This is a genomic window from Streptomyces sp. NPDC048507, from assembly GCF_043199995.1.
In the GTDB taxonomy this organism is placed as follows: Bacteria; Actinomycetota; Actinomycetes; order Streptomycetales; family Streptomycetaceae; genus Streptomyces.
This window is the reverse complement of the sequence record NZ_JBICWZ010000003.1, coordinates 617,874-633,180: the sequence shown is the minus strand read 5'-3', so window position 1 is coordinate 633,180 and position 15,307 is coordinate 617,874. Positions and strand designations below refer to the sequence as shown.

The 15,307-nt window shown below is 71.9% G+C and carries 17 protein-coding genes; 7 read left to right on the top strand and 10 right to left on the bottom strand.

Annotation, left to right across the window (positions count from 1 at the left end; genetic code table 11):
* Positions 1-26: 26 nt before the first annotated feature.
* From ACGFXC_RS11990 to ACGFXC_RS11980, 3 genes are all read left to right on the top strand, one after another.
* A complete protein-coding gene (locus tag ACGFXC_RS11990; RefSeq protein WP_393711935.1) occupies positions 27-272 on the top strand; it encodes an SCO4848 family membrane protein in 246 nt (81 codons plus the stop codon).
* Positions 269-1,564, top strand: coding sequence for a metallophosphoesterase (locus tag ACGFXC_RS11985; RefSeq protein ID WP_393711934.1), 1,296 nt, complete (start codon positions 269-271; stop codon positions 1,562-1,564). Before ACGFXC_RS11990 ends, ACGFXC_RS11985 begins: the two co-directional genes overlap by 4 nt.
* Positions 1,565-1,662: 98 nt before the next feature.
* Positions 1,663-3,219 (top strand): ABC transporter substrate-binding protein, encoded by a 1,557-nt coding sequence (locus tag ACGFXC_RS11980; protein ID WP_393711932.1) that lies wholly within the window; start codon positions 1,663-1,665, stop codon positions 3,217-3,219.
* On the opposite strand, the gene ACGFXC_RS11975 is transcribed toward ACGFXC_RS11980, so the two are convergent.
* Positions 3,206-3,727 (bottom strand): MarR family winged helix-turn-helix transcriptional regulator, encoded by a 522-nt coding sequence (locus ACGFXC_RS11975; protein WP_393711930.1) that lies wholly within the window; start codon positions 3,725-3,727, stop codon positions 3,206-3,208. The genes ACGFXC_RS11980 and ACGFXC_RS11975 overlap by 14 nt on opposite strands.
* A gap of 107 nt (positions 3,728-3,834) precedes the next feature.
* Here ACGFXC_RS11975 and ACGFXC_RS11970 point away from each other — a divergent pair, with 107 nt between their 5' ends.
* A complete protein-coding gene (locus ACGFXC_RS11970; protein WP_393711929.1) occupies positions 3,835-5,106 on the top strand; it encodes an MFS transporter in 1,272 nt (423 codons plus the stop codon).
* A gap of 4 nt (positions 5,107-5,110) precedes the next feature.
* Here ACGFXC_RS11970 and ACGFXC_RS11965 read toward each other — a convergent pair whose 3' ends face one another.
* The 8 genes from ACGFXC_RS11965 to ACGFXC_RS11930 all read right to left on the bottom strand — a co-directional run bounded on the left by ACGFXC_RS11965 (position 5,111) and on the right by ACGFXC_RS11930 (position 11,088).
* A complete protein-coding gene (locus ACGFXC_RS11965) occupies positions 5,111-5,842 on the bottom strand; it encodes a TetR/AcrR family transcriptional regulator (protein ID WP_393711927.1) in 732 nt (243 codons plus the stop codon).
* 11 nt (positions 5,843-5,853) lie between these two features.
* Positions 5,854-6,306, bottom strand: coding sequence for a thiol-disulfide oxidoreductase DCC family protein (locus tag ACGFXC_RS11960; RefSeq protein ID WP_393711925.1), 453 nt, complete (start codon positions 6,304-6,306; stop codon positions 5,854-5,856).
* Entirely contained in the window at positions 6,282-6,686 is a 405-nt protein-coding gene (locus tag ACGFXC_RS11955) for a hypothetical protein (protein WP_393711923.1), read from the bottom strand. The genes ACGFXC_RS11960 and ACGFXC_RS11955 overlap by 25 nt, the downstream gene beginning before the upstream one ends.
* A gap of 166 nt (positions 6,687-6,852) precedes the next feature.
* Entirely contained in the window at positions 6,853-7,620 is a 768-nt protein-coding gene (locus ACGFXC_RS11950; RefSeq protein WP_393711922.1) for a succinate dehydrogenase iron-sulfur subunit, read from the bottom strand.
* The gene (gene sdhA / locus ACGFXC_RS11945; protein WP_393711920.1) at positions 7,620-9,374 is read right to left on the bottom strand and encodes a succinate dehydrogenase flavoprotein subunit; all 1,755 of its coding nucleotides are present in this window, start codon (positions 9,372-9,374) and stop codon (positions 7,620-7,622) included. The genes ACGFXC_RS11950 and sdhA overlap by 1 nt, the downstream gene beginning before the upstream one ends.
* 24 nt (positions 9,375-9,398) lie before the next feature.
* Positions 9,399-9,881 carry a succinate dehydrogenase hydrophobic membrane anchor subunit gene (locus ACGFXC_RS11940; protein ID WP_393711918.1) on the bottom strand — a complete coding sequence of 161 codons (483 nt, stop codon included), beginning with the start codon at positions 9,879-9,881 and terminating at the stop codon, positions 9,399-9,401.
* A 5-nt stretch (positions 9,882-9,886) separates the two neighbouring features.
* Positions 9,887-10,267 carry a succinate dehydrogenase, cytochrome b556 subunit gene (gene sdhC, locus ACGFXC_RS11935; protein WP_393711916.1) on the bottom strand — a complete coding sequence of 127 codons (381 nt, stop codon included), beginning with the start codon at positions 10,265-10,267 and terminating at the stop codon, positions 9,887-9,889.
* Positions 10,268-10,419: 152 nt separating this feature from the next.
* A complete protein-coding gene (locus ACGFXC_RS11930; RefSeq protein ID WP_393711914.1) occupies positions 10,420-11,088 on the bottom strand; it encodes a 2-oxo-4-hydroxy-4-carboxy-5-ureidoimidazoline decarboxylase in 669 nt (222 codons plus the stop codon).
* Between the two features lie 326 nt (positions 11,089-11,414).
* Here ACGFXC_RS11930 and ACGFXC_RS11925 point away from each other — a divergent pair, with 326 nt between their 5' ends.
* Entirely contained in the window at positions 11,415-12,167 is a 753-nt protein-coding gene (locus ACGFXC_RS11925; RefSeq protein WP_393712224.1) for an RNA polymerase sigma factor, read from the top strand.
* Positions 12,167-13,195, top strand: coding sequence for a hypothetical protein (locus ACGFXC_RS11920; protein WP_393711912.1), 1,029 nt, complete (start codon positions 12,167-12,169; stop codon positions 13,193-13,195). The genes ACGFXC_RS11925 and ACGFXC_RS11920 overlap by 1 nt, the downstream gene beginning before the upstream one ends.
* A 306-nt stretch (positions 13,196-13,501) precedes the next feature.
* Here ACGFXC_RS11920 and ACGFXC_RS11915 read toward each other — a convergent pair whose 3' ends face one another.
* Positions 13,502-14,371, bottom strand: coding sequence for a peptidoglycan-binding protein (locus tag ACGFXC_RS11915; protein ID WP_393711910.1), 870 nt, complete (start codon positions 14,369-14,371; stop codon positions 13,502-13,504).
* A gap of 272 nt (positions 14,372-14,643) precedes the next feature.
* On the opposite strand from ACGFXC_RS11915, the gene leuE reads away from it, so the two are divergent.
* Positions 14,644-15,297 (top strand): leucine efflux protein LeuE, encoded by a 654-nt coding sequence (leuE, locus tag ACGFXC_RS11910; protein ID WP_393711908.1) that lies wholly within the window; start codon positions 14,644-14,646, stop codon positions 15,295-15,297.
* The last annotated feature ends 10 nt before the right edge of the window (positions 15,298-15,307 follow it).

Below are 15,307 nucleotides of genomic sequence, written 5' to 3'. Positions count from 1 at the left end.
CTGGGGACGAATCCGATACTGGGGACATGAAACTCAGCCGTACCGCCTCCTGGTTCCTGCTCGCCTTCGGAGTGTGGAGCTGGTTCATCTGGGTGACCTTCGTCCGGAACTTGTGGAAGGACGGCAGCGGCCTGTCCTTCGACGCGGCCGGCGACCCTACTGCGTACTTCTGGGTCCACCTTGTCCTCGCGGTGACGTCCTTTCTCCTGGGGACGGCCATTGGTGTGATCGGGTTGCGCTCCGTGCGGGCTCTGCGGCGTGAATCACGATGACCGTATTCGTGGTGGTCGTGGCGGTCGTCGCGGTACTGGCCCTGCTGGTGCTCGTCCACCGGTGGCTGTGGGTGCGGCTGGTCCGTGACACCACCCGCGCGGGCGGTGCGGCCCGCCGTACGGGTACGGTCCTCGCCTTCGCGCTGCCGCTGCTGGCGGCGGCGGCGCTGACCGCGGGCCGGGCCGGAGCGCCGTTCTGGCTGGAGCGGCTGGTGGCGTGGCCGGGGTTCATGTGGCTGGCGGTGCTGCTGTACCTGACGCTGGCGATGCTGGTGGCGGAGCCGGTCCGGCGGCTGTGGCTCCGCCGGCTCGGCCGCACCGCGCAGGCGCCGGCCCCGGCTCCGGCGCAGGCCCCGGCGCAGGCGGTGACGGGCGCCGGTGCCGCGGCCCCCGCGCCCGGCGGGGAACCGGACGGCGCGCGGCCCGGCGACGCGCGCCCGGACGCCCCCGCGACGGCGCCGGACGGCGTGTCGAGGCGGGTGTTCGTCGCCCGGGCGGTCGGGGGCGCGGCCGTGGCCGCCGCGGCCGCCACCGTCGGGACGGGGACGTACGGCGTGCTGCGCGGACCCCGCGTCAAGCGCGTACAGGTCCCCCTCGCCCGGCTGCCCCGCGCCGCGCACGGCTTCCGGATCGCCGTCGTCAGCGACGTCCACCTGGGCCCGATCCTCGGCCGCGCGCACACCCAGCGCATCGTGGACACCGTCAACCGCACGCAGCCCGACCTCATCGCCGTGGTCGGCGACCTCGTCGACGGCAACGTCCACGACCTCGGGCCCGCCGCCGAGCCGCTGCGCATGCTCCGCTCGCGCCTCGGCGCGTACTTCGTCACCGGCAACCACGAGTACTTCTCGGGGGCCCGGCAGTGGGTGGACCACGTACGCGAGCTGGGTCTGACGCCACTGGAGAACGCCCGCCGCGAGCTGCCCCACTTCGACCTCGCCGGGGTCAACGACGTCCAGGGCGAGAGCGAGGGCCAGGGGCCCGACTTCCGGGCTGCCCTCGGGGACCGCGACCGGTCCCGGACCGCCGTGCTCCTCGCCCACCAGCCGGTGGTCATCCACGACGCGGTCCGCCACGGCGTGGACCTCCAGCTGTCGGGGCACACCCACGGCGGCCAGCTGTGGCCCGGCAACTACCTGGCCGAGCTCGCCAACCCCACCGTCGCGGGTCTGGAGCGCTACGGCGACACCCAGCTGTACGTGTCCCGCGGGGCGGGTGCGTGGGGTCCGCCCGTACGGGTCGGCGCTCCCTCCGACATCACGGTGGTCGAACTCGCCTCATACCAGGCCTGACCAGGTCCGACCGGGCATCACGACCCTTCCCGTGGCCGATTTTCCATGATTGGGTGACCGATAGTCGGATACCTAGTTCGAATAGCGGGGTTCAGGGGATGCGGTCTGTCCGCTCGAAGATCATTGCGGCCGGTCTGGTCCTCGGCGTCGCCGGTGCCGGCGCCTGGCAGCTGCTGCCCGCCGGCGACGACGGGCGCGGCGCCATCCGCGTCGGCACCACCGACGTCGTCTCCGCGCTCGACCCCGCCGGGGCCTACGACGCCGGCTCCTGGGCTCTGTTCAGCAACGTCTACCAGTCGCTGCTGACCATCAAGTCCGGCTCCGACACCCCCGTCCCGGACGCCGCCTCCTCCTGCAAGTTCATCGGGCAGAAGCTGACCACGTACCAGTGCGAGCTGCGCCCCGACCTGACCTTCCCCGGCGGCCGCCCGGTGACGGCGGAGGACGTGAAGTTCTCCTTCGACCGCATCCGGCAGATCAACTCCGACCAGGGTCCCGCCCCGCTCTTCAAGACCCTGGAATCGGTCAAGGCCGACGGACGCACCGTCACCTTCAACCTCTCCGCGCGCGATGCGACCTTCCCCTTCAAGATCGCGACGGGCGCCGCCTCGATCGTCGACAAGGACAAGTACCCGGCCAAGGCGCTGCGTACGGAGGGCAAGGCCGACGGCACCGGCCCCTACCTGCTCGGCGCGTACAAGGCGGCCGGGTCCGCCGAACTGAAGCCCAACCCCGCCTACAAGGGGCAGGGCAAGCCGGCCCGGGCGCGGGTGACCGTCCGCTACTACAAGGACTCGGCGCAGCTGGACCGGGCCTGGCGCGACCACGAGCTGGAGGTGGCCCACCGCGACATGCCGCCGGCCGTCCTCGCCAACCTCAACCCGGGCCTGAAGGACGTCCGCTACCAGGCCTCCGGCGGCACGGAGACCCGTAGCGTCGTCTTCAACGTGCGCCCCGGCTCGGCGGTCGAGAAGGCCGCCGTGCGCCAGGCGATGGCCGCCGTGCTGGACCGCTCCAAGGTCGCCGGGGACATCTACAAGGGCACGGTCACCCCGCTGTACTCGCTGGTCCCGGCGGGCATCGCGGCGCACAGCACGCCCTTCTTCGACACCTATCCCGCGCCCAGCGGCGCCACCGCCCGCAAGCTGCTCAAGGACGCCGGAATCACCGCGCCCGTCACCTTCACGCTCGGCGTCAACGCGCGCGGCGTGAACCTGGCCGAGGCCGAGGAGCTCAAGCGCCAGCTGGAGTCGACCGGCCTGTTCCAGGTGAAGATCAAGGCGGTCGAGGCCTGGGAGGACTTCCAGAAGGCCTACGCGGCGGGCGAGTTCGACGCCTACACGATCGGCTGGATCGCCGACTTCCCGGACGCCGACAACTTCCTCGCGCCGCTGGTCGGGGCGGGCTCCAGCATGAACAACGGCTTCTCCGACAAGGCCGTCGACGAGCTGATCACCCGCACCCAGGCCTTCTCGGAGCGGGCCGAGGCCGCCGGCGACTTCCGCGAGCTCCAGCGCCTGGTCTCGCAGCAGGTCCCGATGCTGCCGATCTGGCAGAAGAAGGACTACGTGATGTCCCGCGACGCCGTCAGCGGCGCCCAGTACCTCTCCGACGGCACGGGCGTCTGGCGCCTGTGGGAGCTCAACTGGCTGTAGGAGCCGCCGCGGTGTCCCCGTGGGCGAGCAGGAGGGTGTGCAGGGCCCCGGCGAGCTGCGCCGAGGCCGCGGCGTCCAGCGGGGCCAGCAGCTCCGCGTAGTGCCGCAGGTGTTCCTCCATCACGCCGTCGCTCACCTCAAGGCCCCGTTCGGTCAGCCGGATCCGTACCGAGCGGCGGTCGGCCCCGTCGCGCACCCGCTCGACCAGGCCCTTGGCCTCCAGCCGGTCGATCCGGTTGGTGATGGCGCCCGAGGTCACCATGGCCGCCGGGATCAGGGCGCCCGCGGTCAGCGCGTACGGGGGGCCTGAGCGGCGCAGGCTGGCGAGCACGTCGAACTCGCCCACCTCCAGGCCGTGTCCGGCCATGAAGGCCTTCAGCTGCTTGTCGATGATGCGGGTCATCCGCTGGATGCGCGCGAGCACCCCGACGGGCCAGAGCGCTTCCGCGAGGTCGGGGCGTTCCGTTTCCCACTGGCCGATGAACGTGGCCACCGTGTCCTTCTCCATGCCTCCAGATTACCTCAACGTTAAGAGACTTGACGTTGAGGCAACCCGTCTGTTTTTATCTCAACGTTGAGATTGTCAATGTTGAGGCACAGGGGGAGTGGACATCCATGACGGTCACCACGGTCACCACGGGCACCACCGGCGCGAAGACCCCCGGCGGGGGAGCGGCGCCCGACGGCCCCGCCGCCCCGCCCGCCGCGGCGGCTCCCGTCCCCGTGCTCTGGCTGGCCCTGCTGGCCACCCCGCTCGCCGCCGGGGCCAACGCCCCGGTGCTGATCCTCCCCGGCATGGCCCGTTCCCTCGGCGTCAGCACCGACACGGCCACCTGGCTCCTGACCGCCTTCGGCTGGGCCACCGCCGTCGGCACCCCGCTGCTCGCCGGGCTGCTGCGCCGCCGGGGCCTGCCCGCCCTGCTCAAGGTGTCCACCCTGCTCGTCCTGGTCGGCACCCTGCTGCTGGCCGCCGCCCCCTGGCTGCCGCTCGCGATGGCCGGCCGCTGCGCCCAGGCCGCCGGGGGAGCCGGGCTGGTGGCCGCCGCGATCTCCCTGGCCGGCTCCGCCCGCCGGATGGGCGTCATCAGCGCGGGGTTCGGCATGCTCGGCGCCGCCGGACCGCTGCTCGGCCGGGCCCTCGCGGACGCCGTCTCCTGGCGGGCCGCCCTGGCCGTCTCGGCGCTCGCCCTGCTCGCCGTACCCGTGGTGGGCCGGCGCGCCGGGGCGCAGCTCCCGCCGTCGGCGGACCGCTTCGACGGCCGGGGCGCCGCCCTGCTGACCGCGTTCGCGACCGCCCTGGTCCTGCTGCCGGCCGCGCCGCTCGCCGCCCTCGCCGGGGCCCTGGTCGCCGTGGTTCCGCTCGCCCTGCACGTACGCCGCCGCCCCGACGGGTTCGTCCCCGCCGCGCTGCTGCGCCGGCCCGTCTTCGTCGTCTCGGCGCTGCTCGCGCTGACCCTCTCGGCGTCCTACTTCACCCTGCTCTTCTCGGTGCCCCGGCTGCTCGCCGACCGCGCCGGATGGGACACGGCCGCCGCGGGCACCGGCCAGCTGTGCGCGCTGCTCGCCGGGTCCGCGCTGAGCTGGCCGCTCGCCGCCGCCTCGGCCCGGATGGGGCGCACGGCCGTCCGTACGGTCCTCGTCTCGGTCGGCGCACTGGCCGCCCTCACCGGGATCTTCGCCACCTCGGGTCCGCTGCTGCTGGCGGCCACCGCCGCAGGGGTGTTCACCGCGAGCTCCGCCAACGCCGTCCTGTCCACCCACGCGGTGGGCGCGGCCGGGGAGGCGGCCCACCGCCCGGCCGCCATCGGGCTGTTCACCCTCTGCTACCAGCTGGGGGGCGCCTTCGGCCCCGCCGTCGCCGCCCTGCTGGTCCTGGGCGGGCGGTGAGCCCTCAGCCCTCCCCGGGGTGCGGGTCCGAGGCCCGGCGGCCGCGCGCGACGGCCGTCTGGGCCATGCCCGGCAGGAAGTCGGCGAACAGTTCGTGCACCTCCCGCACCAGCGGGCGCAGCACCCGGAAGCGGGCCAGGACGATGCCGCGCGTCGTCAGCTGGGCCCCGCGCTCCGCCAGCCGCCGGGTCTTGTCGCTGCCGGGGGAGCGGTCGAACACCCAGTAGAGGACCAGGCCCATCTGGGAGAGCCACATCAGCTCCGGCAGGACGTCGGCCAGTTCGGCCGGCACCTTGGTCTTCGCCCCCGCCAGCACCTCGCGGTGGATGTCGATGGCGGCCTTGCGCGCCGGTTCCGATTCCGGTGAGAAGGGGCTGAGCGGGCTCTCCGGGTCCGCCGCGTTCTTGAAGAACTGCGAGGCGAACTCGTGGTACGGAGCCGCGATGTCGAGCCAGGAGGTCAGGACGCCCGCGAGCCGCTTCTGGAGGTCGGGCTCGTGGTCCAGGATCGGCCGGACCGCCGCCTGGTGCGCGGCGCCGATCCGGTCGTAGAACCCCTGGACCAGGTGTTCCTTCGACTCGAAGTAGTAGTACGCGTTGCCGACCGAGACCCCCGCCTCCTTGGCGATGCCCCGCATGGTCGTCTTGTCGAACCCGCGCTCCTGGAAGAGCCGGAGAGCGGTTTCGAGGATGAGCGTGCGGGTCTGCTCGCTCTTGGGCGCCTTCTGATCTGTCACGGTGTCCGACCCTATCGGGGAGCGGCGCACTGCTCGGCACAGGCCGGTGCTCCGGGCTCCGCTTCGCCGCCGGCGCGCACCGCGTGCCGGACGGCGGCGGCCGTGTGCATGGCCGCCCGGGCGAAGGGCCGGCCCGCCGGGGTGGCCAGCCAGTTGGCCTTGGGCCGGTGTTCGGTCAGCGCCCACAGGCACACGATGAAGGCGTCCGTCCCGGTCCACACCTGGCCCGCGTCGCCGATCACGGTGATCTCGCGGAGGGTGGCGGCGTGGTCGAGGCGCGGGTAGCGGTTGCGGGCCTGGTGCGAACCGGCCGCCACCAGCCGCAGCGGCACCAGCGGGCGCTGGCCGAGCAGCCAGTGCCGGATGTGCACGCACACCGGGCAGTCGGCGTCGTAGAGGACGGTCAGGTGCCGGATGGGCCGCGCCGCCGGGGCCACGGTCAGGCCCCGGCCGGTGCGGTCCACGCGTTCGGGGCGACCGGCGGGGTCTGCTGGCGCTCCATGATCCCGCGGCGGCGCATCCGGTTGAGCACCCAGACGTTGCCGAGGTGCAGGAACCCGAGGACGAGCAGGACGACGCCGAGCTTGACCGACAGCGCCTCGAAGAGGCCGCGCGCTTCGAGGATGGTCTCGCCCGAGCGCAGGTAGAGGGTCACGAAGCCGATGTTCACGAGGTAGAAGCCGACCACCAGGAGGTGGTTGACGGCGTCGGCGAGCTTCTCGTTGCCCTGGAGCACGTCGCCGATGAAGACGCGCCCGTTGCGGCTGAGCGTGCGGGCCACCCAGATGGTGAGTCCGATGCTGATGACCAGGTAGATGACGTACGCGAGCACGGTGAGGTTCATTGCCCTCAGCCCCCTTGAACGTGTTCAACTGCTGACGTCGACGACTCTAGCCCTCTTTTTGAACAGGTTCAAGCAATGGTCCCCACTTCCCCCTGACGGCACGACGAAGCCCCTCCGCCGGGACGTGGTCCTGGGGGAGGGGCTTCGGGGTGAGCCGTCGGGAAGGTCAGAAGCGGCGCGTGATCAGGGCGCGCTTGACTTCCTGGATGGCCTTCGTGACCTCGATGCCGCGCGGGCAGGCATCGGTGCAGTTGAAGGTCGTGCGGCAGCGCCACACGCCGTCCTTGTCGTTCAGGATCTCCAGGCGCTGCTCGCCCGCCTCGTCACGCGAGTCGAAGATGAAGCGGTGCGCGTTGACGATCGCCGCCGGGCCGAAGTACTGGCCGTCGTTCCAGAACACCGGGCACGAGGACGTGCACGCGGCGCACAGGATGCACTTGGTGGTGTCGTCGAAGCGCTCGCGGTCCTCGGCGGACTGCAGGCGCTCGCGCGTCGGCTCGTTGCCCTTGGTGACCAGGAACGGCATGACGTCCCGGTACGCCTGGAAGAAGGGCTCCATGTCGACCACGAGGTCCTTCATCACCGTGAGGCCCTTGATGGCCTCGACGGTGATCGGCTTCTCCGGGTTGATGTCCTTGATCAGCGTCTTGCAGGCGAGCCTGTTCTTGCCGTTGATCCGCATCGCGTCGGAGCCGCAGATGCCGTGCGCGCACGAGCGGCGGAACGTCAGCGTGCCGTCGAGGTCCCACTTGATCTTGTGGAGACCGTCGAGCACGCGCTCCTTCGGGTCGATCTCGATCTGGAAGTCCTGCCACTGAGACTCTTCGGAGATCTCGGGGTTGAAGCGGCGGATCCGGAAGGTGACCGTGATGAACGGCGAAGCGGCGGCCGCCGCCTCCATCTCGTCCGTCTTGGAGAGGGTCGGGGTGGCCATCAGTACTTACGCTCCATCGGCTGGTAGCGGGTGACGACGACGGGCTTGTAGTCCAGGCGGACGGAGTCCTTGCCGTCGGCGCCGACCTCGCGGTACGCCATGGTGTGGCGCATGAAGTTGACGTCGTCGCGGTTCGGGTAGTCCTCGCGGTAGTGACCGCCGCGGGACTCCTTGCGCGCCAGCGCGGACACGGCCATGACCTCGGCCAGGTCGAGCAGGTTGCCCAGCTCGATGGCCTCCAGCAGGTCCGTGTTGAAGCGCTTGCCCTTGTCCTGGACGGACACGTTCTTGTAGCGCTCGCGCAGCTCCGCGATCTTCTCGACCGCGGTCTTGATGGTCTGCTCCGTGCGGAACACCATCACGCACGCGTCCATCGTCTCCTGGAGCTCCAGACGCAGGTCGGCGACCCGCTCGTGGCCCGTGGAGTTGCGCAGGTGCTCGACGAGGTCGACGACCTGGCGCGCCGGGTCCTCGGGCAGCTCGACGTAGTCGTTGGCGTGCGCGTACGCGGCCGCCGCGATGCCCGAACGCTTGCCGAAGACGTTGATGTCCAGCAGCGAGTTGGTGCCCAGGCGGTTGGCGCCGTGCACCGACACGCACGCGACCTCGCCGGCCGCGTACAGGCCCGGGACGACGGTGGTGTTGTCCGCCAGGACCTCACCCTCGACGTTCGTCGGGATGCCGCCCATGGCGTAGTGCGCGGTGGGCTGGATCGGGATCGGGTCCGTGTACGGCTCGATGCCCAGGTAGGTGCGCGCGAACTCCGTGATGTCCGGGAGCTTGGCGTCGAGCTGCTCCGGCGGGAGGTGCGTCAGGTCCAGGTACACGTGGTCGCCGGCCGGACCGCAGCCGCGGCCCTCGCGGATCTCCGTGTAGATGGAGCGCGAGACGACGTCACGGGACGCGAGGTCCTTCATGACCGGCGCGTACTTCTCCATGAAGCGCTCGCCGTCCTTGTTGCGGAGGATGCCGCCCTCACCACGGGCGCCCTCCGTCAGCAGGATGCCCATGCGCCAGATGCCCGTCGGGTGGAACTGGAAGAACTCCATGTCCTCCAGCGGCAGACCGCGGCGGTAGCAGGCCGCCTGGCCGTCACCCGTCAGGGTGTGCGCGTTGGAGGTCACCTTGAAGAACTTGCCCGTACCGCCGGAGGCGTAGATGACGGACTTCGCCTGGAAGATGTGGATCTCACCGGTGGCGAGCTCGTACGCGACCACACCGGCGGACTTCTGCACGCCGTCGACCTCGACCAGCAGCTGGTCCAGGACGTAGAACTCGTTGAAGAACTCCACGCCCTCCTTGACGCAGTTCTGGTACAGCGTCTGGAGGATCATGTGGCCGGTGCGGTCCGCGGCGTAGCAGGACCGGCGGACCGGCGCCTCGCCGTGGTTGCGGGAGTGGCCGCCGAAGCGGCGCTGGTCGATGGTGCCGTTCGGGGTGCGGTTGAACGGCAGGCCCATCTTCTCGAGGTCGAGGACCGCGTCGATGGCCTCCTTCGCCAGGATCTCGGCGGCGTCCTGGTCGACCAGGTAGTCACCGCCCTTGACCGTGTCGAAGGTGTGCCACTCCCAGTTGTCGTCCTCGACGTTGGCCAGCGCGGCGGCCATGCCGCCCTGCGCGGCGCCCGTGTGGGAGCGGGTCGGGTACAGCTTCGTCAGCACGGCGGTGCGGCTGCGCTTCGTCGCCTCGATGGCGGCGCGCATGCCGGCGCCACCGGCGCCGACGATGACGGTGTCGTACTTGTGGATCTTCATGAGTCGATTCGCCTCAGCCCGTGCCTAGCGGATGTTCGGGTCGAAGGTGAAGATCACCAGCGTGCCCAGAAGGATGGTGAACACCGTGGCGGTGTAGAGCAGGCCCTTCAGCCACAGCCGCGTGTTGGCGCGCTCCGCGTAGTCGTTGATGACGGTACGCAGGCCGTTGGCGCCGTGCAGCATCGCCAGCCACAGCATCAGCAGGTCCCAGACCTGCCAGAACGGGGACGCCCAGCGGCCGGCCACGAAGGCGAAGCCGACCTTGGAGACGCCGCCGTCCAGCACCAGCTGGATCAGCAGGTGGCCGATGACCAGGACGACCAGGACGACGCCCGAGAGGCGCATGAAGAGCCACGCGGCCATCTCGAAGTTGCCGCGGGTCGAGCGCGGGGTCTTGCCGGTGCGCTTGCGCGGGGCCTCGATGTACGGCGCCGGGTTGTCGACGTCGTAGAGCGAGACCCCCTCGACGTCACCGATCGCCCGGGCGGAAGAAGTGTCAGAAGACATGCGTGTCACTTCCCGAACAGAACGCGGTAGGCGTGCCCGAGGACGGGGTAGAGGGCCCCGATCATCAGGATGATCCAGACGACGACGACGGACCAGAGCATCTGCTTCTGGTAGCGCGGGCCCTTGGCCCAGAAGTCCACTGCGATGACGCGCAGACCGTTGAGCGCGTGGAACAGGATGGCGGCGACGAGGCCGTACTCCAGCAGCGCGACGATCGGCGTCTTGTAGGTAGCCACGACATCGTCGTACGCCTCGGGTGAGACGCGGACGAGTGCGGTGTCGAGGACGTGTACGAACAGGAAGAAGAAGATGAGGACGCCGGTGACTCGATGAGCCACCCAGGACCACATTCCTTCCCGGCCGCGGTACAACGTTCCAGCCGGCACGGAAAACCCTCCGGAAGCGGGGCGGGGGCCAGCCGGCTTCTTTGTCGGTCGGGCCCGGCCGGGTACGGTCCTCCGGCCCCGGACATCGTAGCGACGCTTTGTCGGTTCCCTCGCGCCGGGTCCATCGGTGTGATCAAACAGGCACGGACGGACTATCCCACAGGGGCGAATAGCCCGAAATCGGCCTCAGACAGCCCATCGTCGGGGTCGGACTGGTGCAGACCGGCCAGCCGGTCGAGCAAATGAGCCAGCCGGGAGCGGGCGACCAGGCGCAGCTCGTCCGCCGCGATCGAGCGCTCCTCGTCCACCTCGTGAGCCAGCCTGCGGCGGATCGCGGCCAGCAGCTGGTCCACCCGCTCCTCCGGCGGATGCCCGTCCAGGCAGATCACGAAGGCGTGCCCGAAGGTGCGCTCGTACTGCGCCCGGGCCGCGTCGAGGGCGAGCAGCGCGGCGTACGGCGCTCCGTGGCCCAGCTCCGCCGAGAACTCCCGGGCGAGCGCCTCCGTCAGGTCGCCCTGGGACATGTCGTACGCGGCCTCGTCGGCCGCCGCCAGCAGGGACGCGGTGTCCGGGTAGGGGCGGTGCGCGGCCACCCGGTGCGCCCACCGCGCACTGCCGCAGCAGTGCGCGAGGGCCGTCCGGGCGGTGTCGGGGGGCAGGGAGTTCAGGCGCGCCAGCCCGGGGTCGGGGGCGGAGGCCGGGCCGCGGACCTGTGCCGGAAGGTGGCTGGACAGCGGAGTTCTCCTCGGGGCGTGGCGCGGGGTGTACGGCCACGCTAGCGAGCGCGGAGCGGCGAAGGCCCGCTCACGAGGGGATTTCACCCGGAAGTGAGCCGAAAGGATGACCCGGACAGGGGTGGGCCGGCCGGACCGGGGCAAAGGCGTGAGCCGGGGAGAGCCGGGGAGAGCCGGGAAGAGGGGAGGGCGGCCGAAGCCGCCACCCCCCACAGGAGAGGCCCCGGCCGCCATCCGTCACGGACTCGTGCGACAAGCCCGTACCCCTGTCAGCGCCCGGAGTGCGTTTTGTGTCACACCTCGCTCCGCACAGGCTTGGTTGCTGGTTGTACAACTCGTGGACGAGAGGCGCGCGAAAGCCGTAACGTGCGGATTTGCGCCACACGTACAGGACGTCGAACGGGTTGGGGACTTTGCTGGGGGACGACGCGGAGCTGACCGCCGCGGTGCTCGCGGCACAGGACGGCGACGAAAGCGCGTTCCGGACTGTGTACCGCGCGGTGCACCCGCGCCTGCTCGGATACGTACGTACGCTCGTCGGCGACGGCGACGCGGAAGACGTGACCTCCGAGGCATGGCTGCAGATCGCCCGCGACCTCGACTCCTTCACCGGCGACGCCGACCGCTTCCGCGGCTGGGCCGCCCGCATCGCCCGCAACCGGGCCCTCGACCACATCCGCATGCGCGGCCGCCGTCCCGCCATCGGCGGCGACGAGAGCGAGCTGACCGGACGGGCCGCCGACTGCGACACGGCGGGCGAGGCCATGGAGGCCCTGTCCACCGGGCGCACCATGGCGCTGATCGCCCAGCTCCCCCAGGACCAGGCCGAGGCCGTCGTGCTGCGCGTGGTCGTCGGGCTGGACGCCAAGAGCGCGGCCGAGACCCTCGGCAAGCGGCCGGGCGCCGTGCGCACCGCCGCGCACCGGGGCCTGAAGAAGCTCGCGGAACTGCTCACCGCCGAGTCCGGGCCCGCGGGTCCGGCCGGCCCGGCCGAACTCCGGCCCGATCGTGGCTCGGGGCCGCTGCGTCCGGTCGGCCATAATGCCGTTGACCAGGCGCGGGAGCGCGACCTCGATGCCGTGCCCGCGCAGCGCACGCGGACCGGGGGCCTGGTGGAACCGACCGGTGTGACGCATTCACGTTGGCGGACGCAGAAGGACATGTGATGGCCGACGAGCACAACGCGTGGCTGGACAGGGCCGCGGCGGAGGAGTTGCTGCGTGCGGGCACCGGGCCCGTCGCCCCCGGCGCCGACCCCCGGGCCCGGGCCGAGGCCGCCCGGCTCCGCGCCGCCCTCGGCTCCCTGACCCCGCCGAGCTCCGGCGCCGGCGAACTGCCCGGCGAGGCCGCCGCCCTCGCGGCGTTCCGCGCGGCCCGGGCGCGGCGCGCGACCGCGCCCGGAGCGGTCCGTGCCGCGGCCCCCGGTACGGGTGCCGCTCGTGCGGGCGGCGCCGGTGAGCCGCTGGTCGACCTGGCCCCGATACCCCCCGTACGGATCCCCGCGCAGCGGCGCGGATCGACGGCCGCGCGCTTCGGGCTGGTGGCCGCGCTGGCCGGGGTCGCCGTCGGCGGGATCGCGGCGGCGGCCGGCGGCGGGCTGCTGGACCGCGTCACGCACCACACCGCGGGCCCCGCCCCGGCCGTGTCGGTCAGTGCCGACCCGGACCCGGAGCCCGCCGCGGACACGGCCGGCCCCACCCTCGTCCCGCAGCTGCGGCCGACCCCGGAGCGGGGCGGCGAGAGCCCGCTGCCGCCCGGCCCCGGTGTGTCGCGGCCGCCCGGCACGGACACCCGTACGCTCCCCGACGCGCCCGCGGCCGGACTGGCCCAGCCGTCCGGCGCCCCCACCGCGGGCATGGGCTTCGGCGCGGGCACCGACGGCAGCCGCGACAAGCTCACCGACAAGCTGAACGGCGGCGCCGCCGCGGGCGGCCGGGACCACGACAAGGGCAGCGGCCAGGGCAAGGCCGCCGACCTGTGCGAGGCCTACCGCTCGGGCCGGATGAACGACGACCGCCGCGAGCGCCTCTCCAAGCTGGCCGGGGCCCCCGCGAAGATCGCGCGGTTCTGCGAGGCCCTGCTGGACGGGGCTCGTGACGGCCTGCCGCAGAGCGGCACCGTCGACCCCGGCAACGCCATCCTCAAGGTGCCGAGCGCCAAGCCGGGCGGCGCGCTGGGCTTCAGTTCGCGCTGACGCAGCCGCTTCATCTGGCTGAAAATCGCCGCACGGGCAACGGGTCGGCAGTAGGGGCCCCACGTGCGGAAACGCTCGTCCGGTGGGTCGCCGAAACGTTCGTGGAAACGCTCTTGCTCTGGCTGGCGCACGGCGCAGTAACACTTTCGGGATGCCCGGCGCAGTACATATTGAGCCGACTGGTCATCGGCCGCGCACGAGCCGGGGTTCCCCCCGTACCCCTGGGCTCTGCGCAACCGGCGCGGGCGGGGCACGTTCCCCCGGCCCTGCCCGCGCCCTCAACTTCGACCGTCGCGGCCACCGGTCTCACCAGTAGACGACGACCTTGTCGCCCACCTTGACCTGGTCGAACAGCGCCGACAGCTTGGCCTTGTCCCGGACGTTCACGCAGCCGTGCGAGGCGCCGGCGTAACCGCGGGCCGCGAAGTCCGCCGAGTAGTGCACGGCCTGGCCCTCGCTGAAGAACATCGAGTACGGCATCGCCGTGTGGTAGATCGTCGACGTCCAGTCCTTGGCCTTCCAGCCCACCTCGAAGAGGCCCTCGCGGGTCGGCGTGTTCTCCGAGCCGAAGCGCACGTCCATCGTGGAGACGACCTTGCCGTCGATCATCCAGGCGAGGGTGCGGCTCTCCTTGCTGATGCACATCACCCGGCCCTGCATGCAGCGCGGGTCCGGGGCGTCGACCTCGTTGGTCGTCGGCGGACGCAGTTCCTCGTCCGTCGGCTTCTTGCTGAGGGACTGCACCTTCTGCCAGGTGGCCCCGTCGACCGCGCCGGTCGCGCCGAGCCCGTGCCGGGACTGGAAGGTCTTGACCGCGGTGGTCGTCTTCGAGCCGTAGAACCCGGTGGGCGCCGTGGACAGCAGCTTCAGCTGCCGCAGCCGGGCCTGGAGCTCACGGATCTGCTCGCTCTCGTCGCCGTTCGCCATGATCGGCTTCACGCCGGGGGCCTGCGGGGCCGAGCCCGGCGCGGACGCCGACTGCGAGGCACCGGGCGTGGGGGAGGCGGCGGGCGAGGACTCGCCCGGCTTCGCGTCACCCTGTGCCGAGGGGGAGCCCGCCGGTGACTTCCCCGCCACCGGCGCGGACGGCGCGGCCGGCCCGGCGTCGCCCTTCTGCGGGCCGCACGCCGTCGCGGCCAGCGCGACGGCCGCGGCGAGGCCGAGCGTACGGATCATGACTCTCTTGTGGTGCTGCATGGCGGTCCCCCGTTTTCATGGTCGTGTACCTAGGTGATGCGCCGCGGGCGTGGAAAGTTGCGGACGGTGGCCCGCTGTTGCGTCTTTGTGACCAGCTGTCGTCAGGGGCACGGTTGTACCAGCCCGCGGGCGGCCGCCCGCACGGGTACGGGGGGTTTCGCGTCATGGTCCGGCGCCCGCCGCGCGCCCGGCGGTCCAGCCCGTGAAACCCACTGGCGGGACAGGTGCGTCCGCATGGGACACTCCTGCTCATGCTGGGTGTGACAGATCTTCCGACCTATCTCGCGGCCGTCGCGCTGATCGTGCTGCTGCCCGGGCCGAACTCCCTCTACGTGCTCTCCGTCGCCTCCCGCCGCGGAGTGCAGGAGGGCTACAAGGCGGCCTGCGGGGTGTTCGCCGGGGACACCGTGCTGATGGTGCTGACCGCCGTCGGCACGGGCGCCCTCCTCCAGGCGAGCCCGCTGCTGTTCACGGTGGTCAAGGTGCTCGGCGCCGGGTACCTGGGATGGCTGGCGGTGGGCATGCTGCGCGGCGCCCTGGCCATGTGGCGGGCCCGCAGCTCGCCCGACGGGCCGGCGGCGCCGGCCGGGGAGGAGCCGGCCGGTCCGGCCGAGCGGCCGTTCCGGCGGGCGCTGGTGGTGAGCCTGCTCAACCCGAAGGCGATCCTCTTCCTGCTGTCCTTCTTCGTGCAGTTCGTGGACCCGCAGTACCGCTACCCGGCGCTGTCGTTCCTGCTGCTGGGGAGCGTCTCCCAGCTGTTCAGCTTCCTGTACCTGTCCACCCTGATCTTCACCGGCACCCGGCTGTCGGCCGCCTTCCGCCGCCGCAAGCGGCTCGCGGCCGGGGCCACCTCGGCGGCGGGCGTGATCTTCCTGGGCTTCGCGGCCAAGCTCGCCGCCGGCTGATCCGGCGCGG